Source organism: Sporosarcina luteola (assembly GCF_023715245.1).
Taxonomy (GTDB): domain Bacteria; phylum Bacillota; class Bacilli; order Bacillales_A; family Planococcaceae; genus Sporosarcina; species Sporosarcina luteola_C.
In genome coordinates, this window is record NZ_JAMBNV010000001.1 from 1002845 (window position 1) to 1022277 (window position 19433).

Annotated in this window: 20 protein-coding genes, 1 riboswitch and 1 other annotated feature; of the genes, 11 read left to right on the top strand and 9 right to left on the bottom strand. The window is 43.7% G+C overall.

Features of this window, described 5'->3' with window-relative positions; translation table 11 throughout:
* The first annotated feature begins 105 nt into the window (after positions 1-105).
* From M3152_RS04600 to M3152_RS04610, 3 genes are all read left to right on the top strand, one after another.
* The gene (locus M3152_RS04600; RefSeq protein ID WP_251694019.1) at positions 106-564 is read left to right on the top strand and encodes a GNAT family N-acetyltransferase; all 459 of its coding nucleotides are present in this window, start codon (positions 106-108) and stop codon (positions 562-564) included.
* 7 nt (positions 565-571) lie between these two features.
* The gene (locus M3152_RS04605) at positions 572-967 is read left to right on the top strand and encodes a hypothetical protein (protein WP_251694020.1); all 396 of its coding nucleotides are present in this window, start codon (positions 572-574) and stop codon (positions 965-967) included.
* Between the two features lie 98 nt (positions 968-1065).
* Positions 1066-1803: a sulfite exporter TauE/SafE family protein gene (locus M3152_RS04610; protein ID WP_251694021.1), complete on the top strand. Its 738-nt coding sequence runs from the start codon at positions 1066-1068 to the stop codon at positions 1801-1803.
* A 93-nt stretch (positions 1804-1896) separates the two neighbouring features.
* Here M3152_RS04610 and M3152_RS04615 read toward each other — a convergent pair whose 3' ends face one another.
* From M3152_RS04615 to M3152_RS04625, 3 genes are all read right to left on the bottom strand, one after another.
* Positions 1897-2076 carry an H-type small acid-soluble spore protein gene (locus M3152_RS04615; RefSeq protein ID WP_251694022.1) on the bottom strand — a complete coding sequence of 60 codons (180 nt, stop codon included), beginning with the start codon at positions 2074-2076 and terminating at the stop codon, positions 1897-1899.
* Positions 2077-2139: 63 nt separating this feature from the next.
* Positions 2140-2844: a DUF421 domain-containing protein gene (locus M3152_RS04620; protein ID WP_251694023.1), complete on the bottom strand. Its 705-nt coding sequence runs from the start codon at positions 2842-2844 to the stop codon at positions 2140-2142.
* 97 nt (positions 2845-2941) lie between these two features.
* Positions 2942-3247: a DUF3243 domain-containing protein gene (locus tag M3152_RS04625; RefSeq protein WP_251694024.1), complete on the bottom strand. Its 306-nt coding sequence runs from the start codon at positions 3245-3247 to the stop codon at positions 2942-2944.
* A gap of 195 nt (positions 3248-3442) precedes the next feature.
* Between M3152_RS04625 and corA the strand changes: the two genes are divergently transcribed.
* The gene (corA, locus tag M3152_RS04630; protein WP_251694025.1) at positions 3443-4405 is read left to right on the top strand and encodes a magnesium/cobalt transporter CorA; all 963 of its coding nucleotides are present in this window, start codon (positions 3443-3445) and stop codon (positions 4403-4405) included.
* Positions 4406-4429: 24 nt separating this feature from the next.
* Here the strand turns inward: corA and thpR are convergent, their stop codons facing one another.
* Positions 4430-4972: an RNA 2',3'-cyclic phosphodiesterase gene (thpR, locus tag M3152_RS04635; RefSeq protein ID WP_251694026.1), complete on the bottom strand. Its 543-nt coding sequence runs from the start codon at positions 4970-4972 to the stop codon at positions 4430-4432.
* 138 nt (positions 4973-5110) lie between these two features.
* On the opposite strand from thpR, the gene M3152_RS04640 reads away from it, so the two are divergent.
* Both M3152_RS04640 and M3152_RS04645 read left to right on the top strand, forming a co-directional pair.
* The gene (locus M3152_RS04640) at positions 5111-7159 is read left to right on the top strand and encodes a catalase (protein WP_251694027.1); all 2049 of its coding nucleotides are present in this window, start codon (positions 5111-5113) and stop codon (positions 7157-7159) included.
* Positions 7160-7228: 69 nt separating this feature from the next.
* Positions 7229-8023: an HAD family hydrolase gene (locus tag M3152_RS04645; RefSeq protein WP_251694028.1), complete on the top strand. Its 795-nt coding sequence runs from the start codon at positions 7229-7231 to the stop codon at positions 8021-8023.
* A 169-nt stretch (positions 8024-8192) separates the two neighbouring features.
* Here the strand turns inward: M3152_RS04645 and serA are convergent, their stop codons facing one another.
* Both serA and M3152_RS04655 read right to left on the bottom strand, forming a co-directional pair.
* Complete coding sequence (gene serA, locus M3152_RS04650) at positions 8193-9779, bottom strand: phosphoglycerate dehydrogenase (RefSeq protein ID WP_251694029.1); 1587 nt, start codon at positions 9777-9779, stop codon at positions 8193-8195.
* The gene (locus tag M3152_RS04655) at positions 9776-10939 is read right to left on the bottom strand and encodes a pyridoxal-phosphate-dependent aminotransferase family protein (RefSeq protein WP_251694030.1); all 1164 of its coding nucleotides are present in this window, start codon (positions 10937-10939) and stop codon (positions 9776-9778) included. Before M3152_RS04655 ends, serA begins: the two co-directional genes overlap by 4 nt.
* Before the next feature lie 52 nt (positions 10940-10991).
* Positions 10992-11226: a binding site (T-box leader), on the bottom strand.
* 341 nt (positions 11227-11567) lie between these two features.
* On the opposite strand from M3152_RS04655, the gene M3152_RS04660 reads away from it, so the two are divergent.
* Together M3152_RS04660 and M3152_RS04665 are read left to right on the top strand one after the other, a co-directional pair.
* Positions 11568-12083: a DUF3231 family protein gene (locus M3152_RS04660; RefSeq protein ID WP_251625252.1), complete on the top strand. Its 516-nt coding sequence runs from the start codon at positions 11568-11570 to the stop codon at positions 12081-12083.
* A 104-nt stretch (positions 12084-12187) separates the two neighbouring features.
* Positions 12188-14233 carry a prolyl oligopeptidase family serine peptidase gene (locus tag M3152_RS04665; RefSeq protein WP_251694031.1) on the top strand — a complete coding sequence of 682 codons (2046 nt, stop codon included), beginning with the start codon at positions 12188-12190 and terminating at the stop codon, positions 14231-14233.
* 36 nt (positions 14234-14269) lie between these two features.
* On the opposite strand, the gene M3152_RS04670 is transcribed toward M3152_RS04665, so the two are convergent.
* The gene (locus M3152_RS04670; RefSeq protein ID WP_410055863.1) at positions 14270-15244 is read right to left on the bottom strand and encodes a M23 family metallopeptidase; all 975 of its coding nucleotides are present in this window, start codon (positions 15242-15244) and stop codon (positions 14270-14272) included.
* 153 nt (positions 15245-15397) lie between these two features.
* Here M3152_RS04670 and M3152_RS04675 point away from each other — a divergent pair, with 153 nt between their 5' ends.
* Positions 15398-15715: a thioredoxin family protein gene (locus M3152_RS04675; RefSeq protein WP_251694032.1), complete on the top strand. Its 318-nt coding sequence runs from the start codon at positions 15398-15400 to the stop codon at positions 15713-15715.
* Positions 15716-15981: 266 nt separating this feature from the next.
* Here M3152_RS04675 and M3152_RS04680 read toward each other — a convergent pair whose 3' ends face one another.
* Both M3152_RS04680 and M3152_RS04685 read right to left on the bottom strand, forming a co-directional pair.
* Complete coding sequence (locus tag M3152_RS04680; RefSeq protein WP_251694033.1) at positions 15982-16704, bottom strand: glycerophosphodiester phosphodiesterase; 723 nt, start codon at positions 16702-16704, stop codon at positions 15982-15984.
* Positions 16705-16793: 89 nt separating this feature from the next.
* The gene (locus tag M3152_RS04685) at positions 16794-17072 is read right to left on the bottom strand and encodes an AbrB/MazE/SpoVT family DNA-binding domain-containing protein (protein ID WP_251694034.1); all 279 of its coding nucleotides are present in this window, start codon (positions 17070-17072) and stop codon (positions 16794-16796) included.
* 197 nt (positions 17073-17269) lie between these two features.
* Here M3152_RS04685 and M3152_RS04690 point away from each other — a divergent pair, with 197 nt between their 5' ends.
* Together M3152_RS04690 and metA are read left to right on the top strand one after the other, a co-directional pair.
* The gene (locus M3152_RS04690; protein WP_251694035.1) at positions 17270-18127 is read left to right on the top strand and encodes a YitT family protein; all 858 of its coding nucleotides are present in this window, start codon (positions 17270-17272) and stop codon (positions 18125-18127) included.
* Between the two features lie 53 nt (positions 18128-18180).
* Positions 18181-18287: riboswitch (SAM riboswitch) on the top strand.
* A 200-nt stretch (positions 18288-18487) separates the two neighbouring features.
* Positions 18488-19396 (top strand): homoserine O-acetyltransferase MetA, encoded by a 909-nt coding sequence (gene metA / locus M3152_RS04695; protein WP_251694036.1) that lies wholly within the window; start codon positions 18488-18490, stop codon positions 19394-19396.
* Positions 19397-19433 lie beyond the last annotated feature (37 nt).

The following is a 19433-nucleotide window of genomic DNA, read 5'->3' on the forward strand; positions in this document are numbered from 1 at the left end:
GAATCTTTCGTCTACTGTATGTCGAGTAGGACAAATTGATTCATAGGTTTCAGGATATGAATTAATTAAATATATAGTATACTATTGGGAAGGGAGGATGTTGCTATGCCGCACGTTCACTATTTCTGGGGTATGCCTGATGAAAAAACGTTCGATGGGATTTTGCAATTACATAATAAGATTTTTGTCAATGCTGATGAACTTGCGAAAAAGGCTCCATTACAGCCGAATATCCTATTTGTAGTTGCAATGATAGAGAATCAAGTAGTTGGCTATAAGATTGGATATAGTCTTTCAAAGGACCGCTACTATAGCTGGTATGGGGGAGTTCACGAGGAGTTTAGGGGAAAAGGGATTGCCTCTATGCTTTTGGAGCACCAACATAGACTTGTGAAGGATAAGGGTTATAAAATAATCGAAACGAAGACGAGAAATAAATGGAGAGAAATGTTGATAGTGAATATTAAACATGGATTTGATATAACGGAAACTTTTACTGACGATGAGGGAATTCATCGGATCGTATTAGAGAAAAGCCTGCTCAATAATAAGGAAGGGTGGTGAGAGGGACTTGAAAAAACTTTTGGTTGGTTTATTTGTAATTATGATGCTACTAAGTGGCTGCGGTAAAGAATATTGGGTGCTAGATAAGAAGAGATTGAGTGAAGAACCCGCAGTGAGGCAATACGTCAATTACTTGCAAGATGACAAGACGGAGCGTAAAGGCTTCAAGGTCATTGATATTGCCGAAGGGAAAAAGATGGTGGTCGTTTCTACCGGCACGAATCAACTTGAACTGGAAGCTGTTGATGTTGAAGTGTTGGACGATGAAACAATTGTTACAGTGAGAGAAATAGAAGCGGATAGCGACGAAACCAATCCCTATATTTTAATAGGCCTTGAACGTAAAAACGGCGGAGTGAGAGTCATCAACGAAGAGGGAGAAGAATATGAAATCGGATTTTGAGTCCGATAAGTAATTATTATCCCTTTGTATAATAACTATCGATTTTTCTAATGACGATTAGAAGAGTATAATAGAATTATACACAGGGGGTGTTCATGATGGAATATATTTCACTCTTTTTCATTGGGGCCATTGCAACGACAATCGGTACGTTGGCGGGCGGGGGCGGATTGATCAGTCTTCCCGCAATGCTGCTGCTCGGCATACCAATCCACTCAGCGATCGGCGCGAATAAAGTGTCCAACACGGTCAGCTCGTTCTCAAGCTTCCTTTTCTTATTGAAGCACAAACAGATTTCTTTACGCGAATCGTATTGGATCATTCCAGTAAGTCTTATTGGGGGCATCAGTGGCGGGTTCATTGCGACAAAGCTTTCAGAAGATAACTTATATATCTTGGCGATTATCCTCTTGTCGTTTGCATTTATTACATCGTTCATCGGAAAAGGGGATTTCAATGGACAGGAGAAGTTGAAACTTAGCAAAGTGAGTGTGCCTGGGTTATATGGAATCGGGATTTATGATGGATTATTCGGTCCGGGGCAAGGCACATTGATGCTATATTTATTCGGGCACTTGAAAGTGGCATATATACGCGCAGTCGGCTATGTTCGTCTCGCCACATTCTCGAGTTGCTTTGGTGCGGCAATCACTTACATTGCTGCTGGGAAAATCATTTGGCCACTTACTCTACTGTTAATGTTGGGATCTATTACAGGGGCGCAGACAGGGGTACGTATTGCGGAAAAACTGAAACCGAAATTTGTGAAGCCGATCTTACGGGTTGTAACTGTCGCGTTGATTTTACAAATCATTGTAGAGAATATCGGTTCCTAACAGTTAAAACTTCTACAGTGGTAGAGGTTTTTATTTTTGAGTAACAAAAAAGTAGAAGCTGCCCGGAAACCCTTCGGACAGCTTCAACTATTATCAGTGCTTTTTCAATTCGGAAATTGCAACTTCAGACCTTTCCTCCATAGCTTGGCGCAAATGAACCGTTGCGGTCCGATCGTCATCGTGGATTTTGTCAATCCAGACAGAAACGCCATTATAACTAACCATAATCTCATCCGGTGACGACACAATCTGATGTGCACGTTGACTTTCCAAAGCAAACCCCTCCATTTATATAGACTTCAAGCTTGTTACTATGGATGACAAAATGAAATGTACTCATCCTTCATATAGGTAGATTTTCAAATCATCGCTTCCGTCTACTGTTGCCAGTAAAATGTCATCAGCTGTCACGTTATAAAGTTTGAATTTATTCTGCAACCAGTCCAGATCCTTTCCAACAGACTTCAAAGACGCCTGATCGACTTTGCCTTCTTTCACCACTACGGTTGGAAAGATAAATGGATTTGAAACAAGTTGCATATCTTGAGGTGTCAACGCTTGATGCTGAGGGGATAGGAAGAAAGAAATCGTCCCGTCAGGTTCCCATAATGCTAGTGACACTTTCTGTACATCTTCAATTTTATCCTTGCGAAGCTCTGATAATAAATGATCGATTGTAATTCTCGCTTTATTTAGATTTGAATACATGATTTCCCCATGTTTGATGAGAGGATAAGGTGATGGTTCAACCAATTTGCGTAACTTCCCCCATTTTAACGTTGCATACACTGAAGAAATATACAGGATGATCAATACAGTTGTCGTAATTAGTGACCCTTTCATCCCTAATTTTTCATCAGATAGGGGATGGGCTAAAATATTTCCGATAATCAATGCAATGGTAAAGTCAATCAACCGTAATTGGGATATGGAACGTTCGCCCATCAACCTGGAAGCGAATAATAAAAAGAAAAAAGCAACTACCGCACGCAGCCCCCATTGGATTGCGGTCAGTGTTTCTTGTGCCTGGAAAAAATCCATCCTAACTTCACATCCCATAATGTAGACAATGCGTACACACTGGTAAAAGGCTACCACTCATTTGAGTGATAGCTCTTCTTTACAATACGCCTTTGTCCTAAGCTTGTTTCACCATTTTCAAAAGCATTTGGGAAAACACACGTTGCTCTTCTTCAGATCCTGATTTCCAAAGCTCCATTAACACTTTTTCTTCACGGTTACGAGGTTCTTCATGATTGGCAAGATAACCTGCAACAATCTCTGTCGTTTTTGCAAGCTTCTCATCACTTAACCCTAAATTTTCACCAAGCGCTACTTTTTCGGCGAGGTATTGCTTGAAATGATTAAAATTCTCCAGGATTTGACCTTTATCTTCTCCGTCAATCTTTGCGAGCTCTTTTTGAACTTTGTCTTTCATGTCCATAGCAAGTAACACTCCTTTTATGTTGTTCACATATAGTGCGCTCATTTACAGTAAGTAAACGTGGAAAAACTTGCATAGGAAGAAGTAATGTAAGAAGTTAATGTAGGAGGTAAAGGTAAAATGGTTAAGATACGGTAAGGACAGTCATCGAATGTGGATCAGGAAGTTCATTACGAATGAAAAGAAGGTGGAAAGATGATCTGGACAATGGGACTAACTACAGACAATGAATTCATTTACGGCTTCTCAGTACATGAAATAACGGAGCTCTCTCTACGATGGTACTGGGTTGATTTCGATCAACCGGACGCGGAAGAGGCATCCTTACTTCAATCATTATTCTCGTTCCATCCATTGGCGTTGGAAGATTGTTATGGCCGAATTCAGCGTCCGAAGCTGGACCATTATGAAGGGTATACATTTTTTGCTCTGCACTCCATATGTCACGAGGACTTGATTGCGGAAGAAGTGGATTTGTTCCTGGGCGAAAACTTTGTCATTTCATTTCATTACACGGAATTACAGGAAATCGATAAGGCGCGTGAAGCAATCATGCAAAATCCTGAAAAATGGGAACGTGGCCATGTTCTCGTCATGTACGAAATTATGGATAAACTAGTCGATCAATATTTTCCGATCCTTTATAATATCGAGGATCATTTGGACGAAATCGAAGAGAAGCTATCACCGACAACAGTTCAATTATCTATGGAGTATGTCTTTGAAGTGCGTGGCGATTTATTGCGTCTCCGAAGGACGATTTATCCGATGAGGGAGTTATTGTACAGAATGCTCGAATCGAAAAGATTGGATTTCGCTTCTCATGAGCATACATATTTCTCGGATATTTACGATCATCTCATCCGAATAAGCGACATGCTTGATTCCAATCGACAGTTGACTTCAGATATTCGTGATAGCCAACTGTCCATCAACTCCAACCAAATGAACAGTGTAATGATGACACTGACGATTATTTCTTCTGTCTTCATTCCGTTGACATTCATTGCCGGTGTGTATGGAATGAATTTTGAACATATGCCAGAGCTTCACTTGCGCTACGGATATCCAATTGTCCTTGTGGTGATGCTAATCATAGGAGTTGCGATGATCGGTTGGTTTACACATAAAGGATGGTTCCGGATCAATAAGTCATAATGTGGCCCTCTCTAATTGAGAGGGTTATTTAAACGGAAAATTTTTGACGGCTTCATATTTCGGAGTCCTTGATGGATGGATTCTAAAGAGTGAAAATCCGTTGACGTGAAATGGCACAGGCGTGCATGTTTCTTTTTGAATCGGAGACTCTCCATTGACCTTGCGCTTTTTGGCAATCGTAATATGAGGAGTGAAACGATTATCAGGTTCGATGCCCAATTGATCTGCCCCTATTGCCGCAACCGCTTGCTGCAACGCATCTAGCTCTTGTGATGGTTGGACTGACATATAAACGACACGAGGACCTTTCGGAGATCCGAAATAGGAAAGGCCATCGATGGTCAGTGCGAAATCACTATGGTTGTCGGCTAATGCAGCGAGACTTTCCTGCAAAGGTTCAACTTTCTGTTCAGGAAGTGCCCCGATGAATAGCAATGTAATATGCAAATCATCCACGTGCGGAATGACTTTATAGATGTTCGATAAACCGTATTTATCCCTGTATAGCTTTACAGGATCTTCAATTGAAGCAGGGGCTTTTATTCCGATGAAATAATGATGATGCATCCTTCACGCCTCCTAATAACGATCTCGTCTCCTATTGTAGCCTAAATTCAATTTGATGAAACATGGGAGAGTGCCCAGATGCTAACAACTCGCATATAAATAGGATTGGCGGCTTAGAAATATACGGAAGGGGATTCTTTGGAGAAAAATCAAAACCGGAAAAATGTACAGCTTGACCAGTTCCGAGTTAATAACTACGGCAAGAAATTGACGACGAACCAAGGCTTGAAAGTGTCGGATGATGAAAATTCCTTGAAAGCGGGAGTGCGCGGACCGACATTATTGGAAGATTTTCATCTAAGGGAGAAATTGACCCATTTTGACCATGAACGGATTCCTGAGAGGGTTGTCCATGCAAGGGGGTTTGCGGCCCATGGTGTATTTGAGTTATACAAATCGATGAAGGAGTTTACGAAAGCCGGATTTCTGCAAAATCCGGGCTCGAAAACGCCAGTATTCACGCGGTTCTCGACGGTTGTCGGAAGCAAAGGGTCCGCTGATACGGTTAGGGACGTTCGCGGATTCGCTACAAAGTTCTATACGGAAGAAGGGAACTTCGATCTCGTTGCCAATAATATGCCGGTCTTTTTCATACAGGATGGCATGAAGTTTCCGGATGTCGTGCATGCTATCAAGCCTGAACCTCATAATGAAATGCCGCAAGCATCATCTGCGCACGATACGTTTTGGGATTTTGTCGCCAATAATCAGGAATCTGCCCATATGGTGATGTGGCTTATGTCTGACCGGGCCATCCCAAGAAGTTTCCGAATGATACAAGGCTTTGGTGTTCATACGTTCCGCCTGGTCAATGAGGAAGGTAAAGCTACATTCGTCAAGTTTCACATTAAACCGCTTCTCGGCGTCCATTCACTCGTCTGGGATGAAGCGCAGAAGATTGCAGGGAAGGATCCGGATTTCCATCGACGCGATCTATGGGAAAACATTGAGCATGGAAATGTCGTCGAATATGAAGTCGGCGTGCAAATGATCAAAGAGGAAGATGAGTTCATGTTCGACTTCGATATTTTGGATTCGACGAAGATTTGGCCCGAGGAAATTGTTCCTGTCCAAATGTTCGGCAAGATCACGTTGAACCGGAATGTGGATAATGTCTTTGCTGAAACGGAACAAGTGGCGTTCCATGTCGGGAACGTTGTGCCGGGGATTGACTTTACAAATGATCCACTCTTGCAAGGAAGGCTTTTTTCATATTTGGATACTCAGTTGATTCGCCTTGGAGGGCCGAATTTCACTGAAATCCCGATCAATCGACCGATCTGTCCGTTTCACAATAATCAGCGGGATGGTTTCAGCCGCCAGCGAATCGATGTGGGGCAAGTAGCTTATCATAAAAACTCGCTTGCTAATAATACGCCTTCGACTTCTACGTGGAAAGAAGGGGGCTATGTCCATTACGCTGAGAAGGTTGAGGGACGTGTCATCCAGGCAAGAAGCGATTCATTCCAAGACCATTTTTCGCAGGCGAGATTGTTCTGGAACAGCATGACACCACCTGAAAAGGAACATATAAGGGACGCATTCATCTTTGAAGTCGGAAAAGTGAAATCAGACAGCGTCCGGCAGCAAGTCGTCGACATGTTTGTCAATGTGGATAAGGAATTGGCGACTGTCATTGCCGATGCAGTCGGAGTCAAACGTCCGAAAGGCCAACAAGTCAACGTTACTGCCGCTTCCCCGGCACTTAGCCAAGAGAAGACGCCGAGATATCCGAATACACTTAAAGTAGGCGTGTTGATCGGAAATGGCTTCAATGGCAGAGAAGTGAAAGCGGTCGTAAAAACATTATTGAACCACGGAGTGGCCGTCGACATTGTCGGTGAGCATTTAGGCAGTCTTACTGGCAAAGACGGTGTTAAGGTTGTTTTGAATGAAACTTTTCTAACAACTTCGCCCGTCCTTTACGATTCGTTATATGTCGTCGGCGGAAAAGCGAAGAATCAAGCGAAGTTCGAAAGTGATATCGAGGAATTCATCAATGAAGCGTATCGTCATTACAAGCCGATTGGCATCGCTTCAACTGGGGAAGATATTTTCAGGGAATCCGATGCGAAAGCCGGATCGGGTATTGTGGTTGCATCAGAATCCGGAGCCGATTTCCCGACGGACTTCATTCAAGCCATCACTCAACAGCGCTTTTGGGCCCGAAATATATATCCTGAATGAATTGGCCGCTCCAATACCTTTTTGGAGCGGTATTTTTATGTATAATGAAGTAAAGGGGGAGATGACAGGATGATCCATACAATTATTTTCGACTTGGACGATACGCTATTATGGGATGAGAAAAGTATTGCCACGGCGTTCGGTAGGACATGTCAATACGCGGAGGAAAGCCTTGATATCCATGCCTCGGAACTGGAGGCGGCGGTCCGTGAAACAGCGAGAGAAATGTACGCAACATATGATACATATGAATTCACACAAATGATCGGAATCAACCCTTTTGAAGGTTTATGGGGGACATTCGACGATCCCGGCGAGGAATTCCAGCGAATGAAGGAATTCATTCCTGATTACCAACGAAGTGCGTGGACGGGCGGGCTTGCGAAACTTGGCATTAAGAATGTGGAATTAGGAGCGGAACTTGCAGCCCGGTTCATTGAGGAACGAAAAAAATCTCCATTCGTTTACGACGAAACTTTTTCGGTTCTGGAACAGTTGAAAGGTGAGTATACGCTAGTATTATTGACGAACGGCTCTCCGTCGCTTCAAAACACGAAATTGGATATTACTCCGGAGTTGGCCCCTTATTTCGATTTCATTGTCATATCGGGAGCCTTTGGAAAAGGGAAACCGGATCCTTCCATTTTTGAGCATGCATTAAAGGAAACAGGCAGTTCCGCAGCTGAGGCGTTGATGGTCGGCGACAATTTAATGACCGATATTTTGGGCTCATCGAAAATCGGTATGCGTTCTGTATGGATTAACCGAGAAGGGAAAGAAGGGAACCCGAGTATCCAACCTACTTTTGAAATTCGCCATCTCGAGCAGCTGTTTCCGATATTGGACAAGGTGAACAAAGAGTGAGCCCGGATTTCGGGACTCACTCTTTTTTAAGTAAGGGCTCTATTAATTGATCAAGGGCTCCATTATTCGTATAAGGGCTCAATTTTTTGCACAAGGGCTCAATTAAGTGCCACAAGACTCATTCTTCCGCGTGCAAGGTCCATTCATTTCTTCCGCGTTACATATTCCGTCAAAGATCGATCGCTTTCACTTCATAAATATCTCCTAGCTCAGTCAAATCCCCAATTTCCGTCTGTTCAACGCCATTATCAATTGTTAGCATCATAATGGCATCACCACCGACTGTGGAACGGCCGACTTGCATCGTCGCGATATTGATGTTTTTCTGTGCCAATAACGTTCCAACGCGTCCGATCGCTCCCGGCTGGTCTTTATGTTTAATGAATAGAAGATGGCCATCCGGCACAACATCGACCACATAATCATCGACTTTCACGATGCGCGCTCCAAGACCATTCAGCAAAGTGCCTGCCACACGATGTGTAAACTTGGCAGTGACGATTTCTACAGTGATCAAGTGGAGGAAGCCCTTGCTGGCCGTCGTTTTATGCTCATTCACTTTAATATCAAAACGGTCGGCTAAAAATTTCGCATTAACATCATTGACATGGTTGCCAAGGTTGCGCTTTAAAATGCCTTTAACCGTATTACGGGTCAATGCGCGCACATCGTAGTTGGCAAGCTCTCCTGCGTACTTGATATTCACTTCTTCAATCGTCTCATCAGTCATTCGCGATAGGAAAATCCCCAGCTTTTCAGCCAAGTCGTAGAAAGGCGAAATCTTGGCCAACACTTCCTTCGAGACGGACGGCAGGTTGACTGGATTTCGGACAGCATCTCCTTTGAAGAAGTTCACGACATCCATACTGACATCGACGGCGACACTTTCCTGCGCTTCCACCGTGCTGGCCCCTAGATGCGGAGTTGCAATCACTTCAGGCAGAGAGAGCAGTGGATGATCGACAAACGGCTCTGTTTCAAAAACGTCAAGGGCCGCCCCAGCGACTTTCCCCGACACGATTGCACCGTACAATGCATCTTCGTCGATGATTCCCCCTCTGGCGCAGTTAATGATCTGTACGCCGTCTTTCATCTTCCCGAAAGCTTCTTCATTTAATAAATGGCGGGTCTCCTTCAATAAAGGAGTGTGGATTGTAATGAAATCAGCAACTTTCAAAACATCGTTCACTGTCCCGAAGCCAATCCCCATTTTTTGCGCCTTTTCCTCTGTTAAGAATGGATCGTATGCGATGACGTTCATCCGTTGACCCTTCGCGCGGGCTGCAACTTCTGCACCGATTCTTCCAAGTCCGATGACGCCGAGTGTCTTATTTTTCAACTCTACACCGATGAACGATTTACGGTCCCATTCACCGTTTTTCAATGAATTGAAGGCTTGGGGAATTTTCCTGGCCAACGCTGTCAGCATCGCGATTGTATGCTCAGCGGCAGAATTCGTGTTGCCGTCAGGCGCATTGACAACAATGATGCCATGCTCCGTGGCGGCGTCCAAATCGATATTGTCAACGCCGACACCTGCACGTCCGATGATTTTCAGATTACTAGCGGCTTCCATCACTTCTCGAGTCACTTGTGTCTGACTCCGTACGAGAAGAGCATCGAACCCTTTAATTCTTTCAAGCAGCTCCTCTTTTGACAAGTCGGTAGCAATCGTGATTTCCAGCCCATCCGCTTGCCTCAGCGGATGGATCCCTTCCTCACTTAGCGGATCGGCGATCAATATATGATATGTCATCGGTCATTCTCCTCTTTTTCCAAATAGATTCGCTGCGCTGCCGCTACACCTTGGCCGAGCTCTATATTTTTTCCAACTTTAATTAACCCAATTTCCATCATGCCGAGCGTCTGCAATATATCGGCAGGGGAGCAGTAACCCATATGTCCTATGCGGAAAATCTTCCCCTTCAATCTCTCCTGCCCGCCGGCAATAGAAAGTCCGAATTCCTTCTTGATCACTTTCCGGAACTCCTCAGCGTCAAAATCTTCAGGCTGGACGGCAGTGACTGTATCTGATCCATCTCTGTCATTCGTCAATAAAGGAATTTTGAGTGCCTTGAATGCCGCACGCACCATTTCTTTCATGAGCGTGTGACGTCCATACACGTTCTCGAGCCCTTCCGTGTCCATTAATTCAAGCGCTTGATCGAGCCCGAACAAAAGGGAAAGGGCAGGGGTGAAGGGTGTCGTATCCTTTTCCAGGTCCTTCCGATACTTCGACAAATCCAAATAGAAACCCCGGTTCGGATTGGAATAAATGACTTCCCAAGCCCGCTCGCTTGCCGCGATGAACATTAGTCCGGCAGGCAGCATAAACGCTTTTTGCGAGCCGGTCACCATGATATCTATGCCCCACTCATCCATTTTAGTCTCCACGCCGCCGACACAGGACACCCCATCGACGATAATAAGGGCATCGGATACTTCCTTTACCGAAGAAGCAAGTTCGTGAATCGGATTCATGACACCTGTCGATGTTTCACAATACGTTGCGAAAACGGCACTGACCTCAGGGAATTTCCGAAGATGTTCCTGGATTTCATGAGGGTCAAAGGCTTGGCCCCACTCGACTTCATATATGTGCACGCGAATGCCATACGCTTCACAAATCTGTACAAAACGAGCACCGAATGCGCCGGTCACAATGATAAGCACCTCGTCAAGTGGTTTTACGGCATTGACGACAGCCGCTTCCAAACCTGAAGTTCCACTTCCCGTAATGATCATTACATCCTGGTCGGTCCCGAACACTTTTTTCAGTCGGGGTTTGATGGAGCGGAGCAAATCGGACGTCTCATTTCCCCTGTGGCCAATCATTGGTTTGGCCATCGCCCGTTGTACACTCGGCGGAATGGGCGTCGGTCCTGGAATTCGTAAATATTGTTGATCTTGCAACATGTCAATCTCCTCCTTGGAATATAAAAAAGCTTTCCGTCCCTTGCAAATTAATGCAAGGGGCGAAAAGCTATCAGCTACGCGGTGCCACCCTTTTTCGCTGTCAGGACGACAGCCTTCGTTGCATGCATAACGGGCATGTTCCGGGTGAACCTACTTAACAAGTTGAAAATGAAGTTTCAGTCCACCGATTCAGGAGTGCTGCTCTACGTCAGAAACGCTGATTCTCACCAACCATCAGCTCTCTATGGATTCCGATCCGCAAAACCTGTCTCCGTCCAAATCGTTCATCGAATTATTTAATTAATGACAATCATAACACGCTATTTTAGAATGTCAACCAATCGTTCGTTTATTTACGAAATTAAAATTGATAATTAGTAACTGAAACAAAATAACGTCCCAGAGGCGAATGAAGTGGCATAAATATTACATAATGTTCGTTATCGAGCGACTCAAGTAAAACTGTGGTTACTAAAAATTAATATTGCACAGTATCTTACCAAACATTTTGAAAATGTCAACTACAAATTATTAATGCGAAACGAATGTATAAAATACCACGAGCTTCACATCATAATTGCAACACCATAATTATCAATGGAAAAGTTTAAGAAAAGAGGGAGAAAAATTGGGCATTTTAAATGGAAATCCGAAAGAAGAGCCAATGCACTATGGTGAAGTCCTCGGTTGTTGGGCATATGCAGGCGCGAACAAAGGGTTAATTAGCGGATATCAAGGTTTCATCAATCATGCTGGCGATGAGGACTTGATTGAGCTTCTTAAAGACGCGGTTGAAATGATGAAGGACGAGAATAAGGCAGTCGAGAAAGTACTTAAAGAAAACGGTGTAACTCCTCCTCCGACATTGCCTGATCGAGCAGTTGCAAAAGCGGAAGACATTCCGGTCGGTGCACGGTACATGGATCCCGAAATTAGTGGAGCCGTTTCCATAAACGTCGGTCAAGGTCTTGTCTCATGCAGTCAGGTGATCGGCCAATGCTTGAGAGAAGATATTGCAATGATGTTCAGTAAATTTCATGCAGATCGACTTTTGTTTGGTATGAGATTACTCCGTCTGAACAAGGAAAAAGGTTGGATCATCCCTCCTCCTATGCATGGTGCCGCATTCCCGAATAGTAAATAAGATTAGATTGGAGCAGCTGATTATATTCAGCTGCTTTTCATATGCCCACTTTTCAGAACAATGTGGTAAAATATCAATTGTATGAGTAAAAAGGGGGAAATGTAATGGTATTGTTTACTAGAAAAGAGGATGTAGTTGAGAATTTTCATGGGACCGATATTCGCGATCCATACAGATGGTTGGAAAATTCTGAAGACCCTGAAGTACAACAATGGGTAGATGAACAAAATAAACGAACTCAAGATTTCCTTGCGACATTCCCGGATCGTGAAAAAGTGAAAAGCAAACTGACAGAAACGTGGAACTATGTAAAGTATTCTGTTCCCCAAAAAGAAGGAAACTATTTTTATTTCCACAAAAACGATGGCCTGCAAAATCAATCCGTCTTTTACCGTACAAAAGATCTTAACTCCAAAGACTTGGAAGTCGTATTGGATCCGAATATGATGAATGACGGAGGCACTGCTGCCATAACGAATCTCTCATTCTCGAAGGATGGCAAGAGATTGGCATATGGAATTTCACTCAACGGAAGTGACTGGCAGGAAATAAAAATAAAAAACTTGGAGACTGGAAAGGATGAATCCGACCTTATTCAATTTTGCAAATTCTCAAGCATTGCTTGGAATGAAGAAGGTACAGGATTCTTCTACAACCGTTTTCCCGATCCATCCACTGTTTCGGCTGAAGAACAAAGCTATTACAACAAGGTGTATTGGCATGAAGCAGGCACTGGGCAGGACGATGATGTACTCATATATGAAGATCTTGACAACAAAGAGTTCTCATTCAATCCGATGTTATCGGATGACTATCGGTATCTGATCCTGAATGTATGGAAAGGAACGGAAAATAAAAGCAGGATTTATTATAAAGACCTAGAAAAAGATGAGGAATTTGTCTATCTGTTCGATAAAGGCGATGGAGAATACTCGTTCATCGGCAATGAAGGACGCACATTCTATTTCCTTACAAATGTCGATGCACCATACGAAAAAATTATTTCAGTGGATTTGGACAATCCGTCGAAGGAAAATTGGATTGATGTCATTCCGGAGACTACCGATGTATTGTCTTTCGGAAAGATCATCAATGGAAGAATCGTAGTTGGCTATTTGCATAACGCGCATTATGAACTGAAAGTTTTTGACCTGGAAGGCAAGCGTGGCGTTGACGTGAAATTGCCGGGATTCATTTCGCTGACTGGTTTGACAGGCAAGAAAGAGGAAGCATGGATGTTCATCGGTTACACATCCTACTTATCTCCGAATGCGATTGCAAGCTATAGCTTCGAGGACGGAGAACTGACTTCAATATTCCAGGAGGAAAATAAATTCACGACGGAAGGATTCGAGACTACTCAAGTCTTTTACCCATCGAAGGACGGAACGATGATCCCGATGTTCTTGACGCATAAAAAAGGACTGGTCCTAAATGGTGAAAACCCAGTCGTACTCTATGGATATGGCGGTTTCAATGTCAGTTTGACACCATCCTTCTCACCAGCATTGCGCATGTGTATTGAGGAAGGTGGCGTATATGCGGTTGCTAACTTGAGAGGCGGCGGCGAATTCGGTGAAGAATGGTACAAGGCAGGTACATTGGAACGTAAACAAAATGTCTTCGATGATTTCATAGCGGCTGCAGAATGGCTTATTGCAAAAGGTTATACGAAAAAGGAGAAGCTTGCAATCATGGGGGGCAGCAATGGAGGCTTGCTTGTTGGAGCAAGCATCACCCAACGCCCGGATTTATTCGGGGCGGCAATATGCCAAGTTCCTGTTATCGATATGCTCCGCTACCACAAATTCACGGTGGGACGCTATTGGGTGACTGATTACGGAAATGCTGAGTTGAATGCCGAAGACTTCGCTACTATGATCAAGTATTCTCCACTTCATAATGTCAAGGAAGGCGTTGAGTATCCACCTACCTTGATTACGACGGCGGATACGGACGATCGTGTCGTACCCGCGCATGCTATGAAATTTGCTGCGACATTGCAAGCAGCTTATTCAGGGGGAAATCCGATCTTGCTTCGTGTCGAAAAGAATGCAGGACATGGTCTCGGAAAGCCAACAGTCAAAATCATTGAAGAACAGACCGATGTCTATTCGTTTCTCTTCAAAACGCTAGGCGTTACTATCTAAAAAAAGAGGTCGTCTCGAGAGCGAGACGGCCTCTCCCTATTTTTGCCGTTCCCAATTCCGAAGGGCTGGATACGGATCGAAAGCCCATTCAGTCCTGCCGTTGTATTTATACAATCCGTAATGGAGATGGGGAGGAAATTTCCCAGATGTTCCTTCTTTCCCATATCCGGTGCTGCCAACAAAGCCAAGAAGGGTCCCGGGCTCTACAATATCGCCTTCTTTGATGCCCTTATCAAAATAAGCCAAATGGGCAAAGTAATGATAGGTGTTATGGTTATCCCGAATACCGATGCGCCATCCCCCGTATTCGTTCCATCCCATCACTTCTATGACGCCATAAGAAGTTGCGACGACAGGAACGCCGTAGCCCGCAAAAAGGTCTGTTCCCTCATGGATGCGGCGACCTCCCCATCCGCGGCTTGTGCCCCATGTACCGCGATACGTATAATGATGTCCTTTCGGGATAGGGAATACATGCTTATCCAGCTCGGCCGTTTCGAAATGCTTATACAGTTTGGCGATTGTAAGAATCTGATTTACCGTCATTTCCCGTTTATAGTAGTGCCATAATGCAGCTTTAAATGAATTTTCATCTGGTCCGTACATCGCTAAATGGGAATACATTGTCATGAGTACATCGGCTGGGTCGGATTGGTCAGCTACCCCATCCCAGTTGCCGTCAGAACCGTGGCCGCCGAAAAGTGCGAGTGTGTCCGGTGAATTGTCTGAGGGATCCGGGTTCAATATACCGAACCAATGTTCAACGGGGTATTGAATGGAAATAGGTCCGTCGGCTTTTGGAATATCATTACGCACTTGCTGGATGTTGCGTTCATATTGATCAATTGCAGCAAGGTGATACCAAGGAACCAGTTCGTTCGAGAATTGTAAATAAAAACTCATCCGTTGCTCCATAATTTCCTTTTCACTTTTTTGATCGGAAGCGGAGACAATGTTGATGGACAGACAGAGACAGAATATTGCACTTATCGAAGCAATTATATATTGGATACGCAATGGGAAACCTCCTTTGTTGAATGATTAGAATTCCCCGATCGATCGTTTTCATTACTTTTTGTTTTCGTTAGAGAAGTTGCGTCAAATGATGGTTTCATTTTTCAGTGATATACTTTAGAAGAGATGTTATAGAAGGGGAGAGGACGAATGGAAAAATTACAATCGGTTGAGCAGTTTGAGCAGTTGAAAAATGAGGAGCGGACTATGTTCATGTTTTCAGCGGATTGGTGCCCGGATTGTCGGGTGATTGAACCATTCCTACCGGCTATTGAGGCGGATTATCCGGAGTATCAATTCATTTACGTAGACCGTGATGATTTTATTGAGATTTGCCAACAATTGGATGTCTTTGGGATTCCGAGCTTTATTGCGTTCCATAGTGGGGAAGAGGTTGGGCGTTTTGTAAGTAAGGACCGGAAGACGAAGGAAGAGATTGAGGAGTTTATTAACAGTTTGAGCGCATAATGAAAAGAGATATCGCCATCCTAGTATGGATTGGTGATATCTCTTTTTTATTATGGAAACGGATTTTCGCTACAGGAGGGCGCTTTCCAATCGAACAGTCAAGAGTTCGATTTGCCGTATTTCCGCTCCTTTTGCAAAAATTAATGGAGCAACATCCTGCTCACTTAGGGTCGCATAAAACATTGCTCATAACGCTATGCTTTTACTCGCAAACGCCGTTCTTCGTTACGGCGTTCGCTACAATCCTATATGACCCACCTATACTTTTATTTGGAAAGGAAAAAGGAATACAATTTCTCCGGGTAGTCAGTGAAGATGGCTTGTACTCCGGCTTGTTTCAAGGTCTGTGCGTATGTCTTGTCATTGACTGTAAATGTTCTGACCGGCATGCCGCTGTTTATCACTTCAGCGATGGTCGGACGAAGTGCTGCGGGGAATAGGATATGGAGTGCATCAGTTGGGATTTTGTTGAGATAATCCATTGGGTGGACTAGCACTTCCATGAATAAGGCGGCGGTTTCAATTTGAGGATTAAACCGCTTTACGGTACTGATGGCACTGTGATCGAATGATGAAATGATGATGCGCGATTCCATTTGTCTCTCCGCAATCAAATCAAGAACTTTTTCGACCATTCCTTCGTATGGGAAAATATCCGATTTCAATTCAATGTTCAATTTGTGGTCAGTCGAATCGAAAACCTCGAGGACGTCAGCGAGTGTAGGTATTGTTTCTCCTAGGAATTCTGGTGAAAACCAGTTGCCGAAATCATGTTTCTTTAATTCCGCTAAGGACATATCTTTCACATATCCTGTTCCATCCGAAGTACGGTCGATCGATTCATCATGGATCACGACAAGCTCTCCATCTGCTGTCATATGTACATCGAATTCAACACCAAAAACGGGGAGACGAGCAGCCTCCATGAAGGCGGCGATTGTGTTTTCCGGAAAGTTCCCTGAAGCTCCTCTATGTGCGAATATCTCCATTTAGCTTCCTCCGATTCCGTTTGGTATTACATTTTGTTCACGTCAAAAGGGCACGGTTTTTGACCGTTGCCCATTTACCCGGGAAATGATTATTCCCAAGTCTTTCGTTCTTCAATTTCCTTTTTCAGGATTTCCGCTCCCTCTGGACTAATATACATGCCATTGGATAGCCTCTTGTTTTCTGAGGTGATATTCCCGGTTACGATACAAGCCGAATCCACAACATACTTACGGAGGATGATCATATCGTCATCCACGAAAATTTCCATTGGTGCACCTTTATCAAGTTTCAACGTATTTCTTAATTCCTTAGGGATTACAATCCTGCCGAGATGGTCAACCTTTCTGACAATACCTAAGCTACGCATTATGATCCTCCTTGAAACTTTGTATTATTGTTACTTGTCCTACTATTATACCAGTTAATTATAAAAATACAAAAAAATTAGTATACTCTCTTTTTCTCTCCTATTCTCTCTATTCCTCTTATAACCGCTTTAAAACGTTTAAGTATGTGATTTATTTTGATAGAATAGGAAGGTCGTCTAAGAAAGGGGAACCAATCATGTCATTCATCCAGAAAAGACCCATCGTTTTTGACTATATTCAAATCATTGCAGGAGCGACTCTAGTCGGACTTGCATTCAATATATTTTTCTTGCCGGCGCGTATCGCGGCGGGCGGCATTTCAGGGGTCAGTACAATCCTATATGAACTATTCGAATATAATCCTGCATATGTGCAATGGATGATTAATATCCCGCTCATCATACTGGGGCTATTGTTGGCAGGGAAGGAATTCAGTGCAAAGACAATTGTAGGTACTTTTTTTGTCCCGTTTGTCATTTATTTGACGGGAGACCTTCAGTTATCCGTCGACAATCCGTTTCTAAGTTCTATATATGGCGGCATTATGCTAGGTATTGGGTTAGGAATCGTTTACCGGGGGAATGGCTCGACAGGCGGAACGGCTTTAATTGCCCAACTCCTAAAGAAATACACGGGCATTTCAAGCGGATTCTCCCAACTGATAGTTGATGGGGTTGTCGTTGTCACTTCAGCTTTTGTCTTCAATTTTGAACTCGCTTTATACGCACTCATGTCGATATACGTAACAAGCAAAGTGATTGATTTCGTCCAATTGCAAACGTCGCCCACGAAGCTTGTCCTAATCATTACTGAACACGAAGAGAAGATCCAGTCGGTTATCCAGAATGAAATCGATAGGGGATTGACGAAAGTGAAGTCAACGGGTGGCTATTCAAACGACGAAAAAACAATGATTCTATGCGTTGTGGAACAGTCCGAAGCCGTTTATTTGAAGAAATTGCTTCAGACCGCTGAGCCTTCGTCCTTTGTCATTTTTCTCAATGCATCGGAAATTCTAGGACTCGGTTTTTCGAAAGCGAAAGTTCATCGTTAAAGAAACCGGTATACAATTCGATTAAAGATGATATAATAATCATAATTGAATATTTCTTATCAAGAGAAGCTGAGGGAACTGGCCCGATGAAGCTTCAGCAACCTCTGCAATAGCAGGAAGGTGCTACCTCCAACAAGATGTAAATCTTGAGAGATAAGAACGATAAAACAAATGCAACTCCTCGTTCCTATCTGTTGGAACGGGGGTTTTTATTTGTCGTCTAGACTTCGGGCGCCATAAGCTCGGGTCATAAGTCAAATCTGCTTTGTGGCAAAAAGCGCCACACTGCATCTTCGCCTTATGCCTGTCGCCTATGGGCGGGCGCCCTTCGCTTTTGTATATTAAAAAGGGGGAAACGTAATGCCAATCAATATACCGGAACAATTACCGGCACGCGAACTGTTGAAAGAAGAAAAGATTTTCGTTATGGATGAAGGGCGGGCAACGACCCAAGATATCCGTCCATTAAATATCCTCATCCTGAATTTAATGCCTGAAAAAGAAAGGACAGAGCTACAATTGCTTCGGCTGCTCGGAAATACGCCGTTGCAGGTCAATGTTTCATTCTTGAACACTGCGACGTACGAATCAAAAAATGTAAGCAAAAATCATTTGGAATCCTTTTACACTACATTCGAGCATGTCAAGAATAGACGCTACGATGGACTGATTATCACAGGTGCGCCGATTGAGCATCTTCAATTCGAAGACGTCGTCTATTGGGAAGAACTGAAACAGATCATGGACTGGTCCAAAACAAATGTAACTTCCGTTTTACATATTTGCTGGGGCGCGCAAGCCGCACTTTATCATCATTACGGCATCGATAAATATGAGTTGCCGAAAAAGCTATCCGGAGTCTTCAACCATCGATTGACTGATTCGACTGTCGAATTGGCACGAGGATTCAATGATCTGTTCAATGCACCTCACTCCCGTTATACGTCAGTCTCAATAGATGAGATTGAACAGGATCCTCGCCTTCAATTATTGGCGGTTTCGGAAGATGCAGGTGCCTTCATCATCCTTTCAAAAGACGGCAAACATATTATGATCACCGGGCACTTGGAGTATGATGCATGCACGCTTGGCGAAGAATACGAACGGGATTTGAAGAAAGGGATTGATATTGACGTCCCGGCTAACTATTTTCCGGACGACGACCCGACAAAGGAGCCGTCGAACACGTGGCGCGCACATACTCATCTTCTTTTCTCAAACTGGCTGAATTATTATGTCTACCAAGAAACACCTTACGAGTGGGAATGAAAATAATAGCCTGCGAATTCATGAACTGAATTTGCAG

Bases quoted from the DNA above. Each gene is read 5' to 3' on its own strand.
- M3152_RS04600 (WP_251694019.1), top strand. From the start codon at position 106: ATGCCGCACGTTCACTATTTCTGGGGTATGCCTGATGAAAAAACGTTC.
- M3152_RS04610 (WP_251694021.1), top strand. From the start codon at position 1,066: ATGGAATATATTTCACTCTTTTTCATTGGGGCCATTGCAACGACAATC.
- M3152_RS04620 (WP_251694023.1), bottom strand. From the start codon at position 2,844: ATGGATTTTTTCCAGGCACAAGAAACACTGACCGCAATCCAATGGGGG.
- M3152_RS04625 (WP_251694024.1), bottom strand. From the start codon at position 3,247: ATGGACATGAAAGACAAAGTTCAAAAAGAGCTCGCAAAGATTGACGGA.
- corA (WP_251694025.1), top strand. From the start codon at position 3,443: ATGATCTGGACAATGGGACTAACTACAGACAATGAATTCATTTACGGC.
- thpR (WP_251694026.1), bottom strand. From the start codon at position 4,972: ATGCATCATCATTATTTCATCGGAATAAAAGCCCCTGCTTCAATTGAA.
- M3152_RS04645 (WP_251694028.1), top strand. From the start codon at position 7,229: ATGATCCATACAATTATTTTCGACTTGGACGATACGCTATTATGGGAT.
- serA (WP_251694029.1), bottom strand. From the start codon at position 9,779: ATGACATATCATATATTGATCGCCGATCCGCTAAGTGAGGAAGGGATC.
- M3152_RS04655 (WP_251694030.1), bottom strand. From the start codon at position 10,939: ATGTTGCAAGATCAACAATATTTACGAATTCCAGGACCGACGCCCATT.
- M3152_RS04665 (WP_251694031.1), top strand. From the start codon at position 12,188: ATGGTATTGTTTACTAGAAAAGAGGATGTAGTTGAGAATTTTCATGGG.
- M3152_RS04675 (WP_251694032.1), top strand. From the start codon at position 15,398: ATGGAAAAATTACAATCGGTTGAGCAGTTTGAGCAGTTGAAAAATGAG.
- M3152_RS04680 (WP_251694033.1), bottom strand. From the start codon at position 16,704: ATGGAGATATTCGCACATAGAGGAGCTTCAGGGAACTTTCCGGAAAAC.
- M3152_RS04685 (WP_251694034.1), bottom strand. From the start codon at position 17,072: ATGCGTAGCTTAGGTATTGTCAGAAAGGTTGACCATCTCGGCAGGATT.
- M3152_RS04690 (WP_251694035.1), top strand. From the start codon at position 17,270: ATGTCATTCATCCAGAAAAGACCCATCGTTTTTGACTATATTCAAATC.
- metA (WP_251694036.1), top strand. From the start codon at position 18,488: ATGCCAATCAATATACCGGAACAATTACCGGCACGCGAACTGTTGAAA.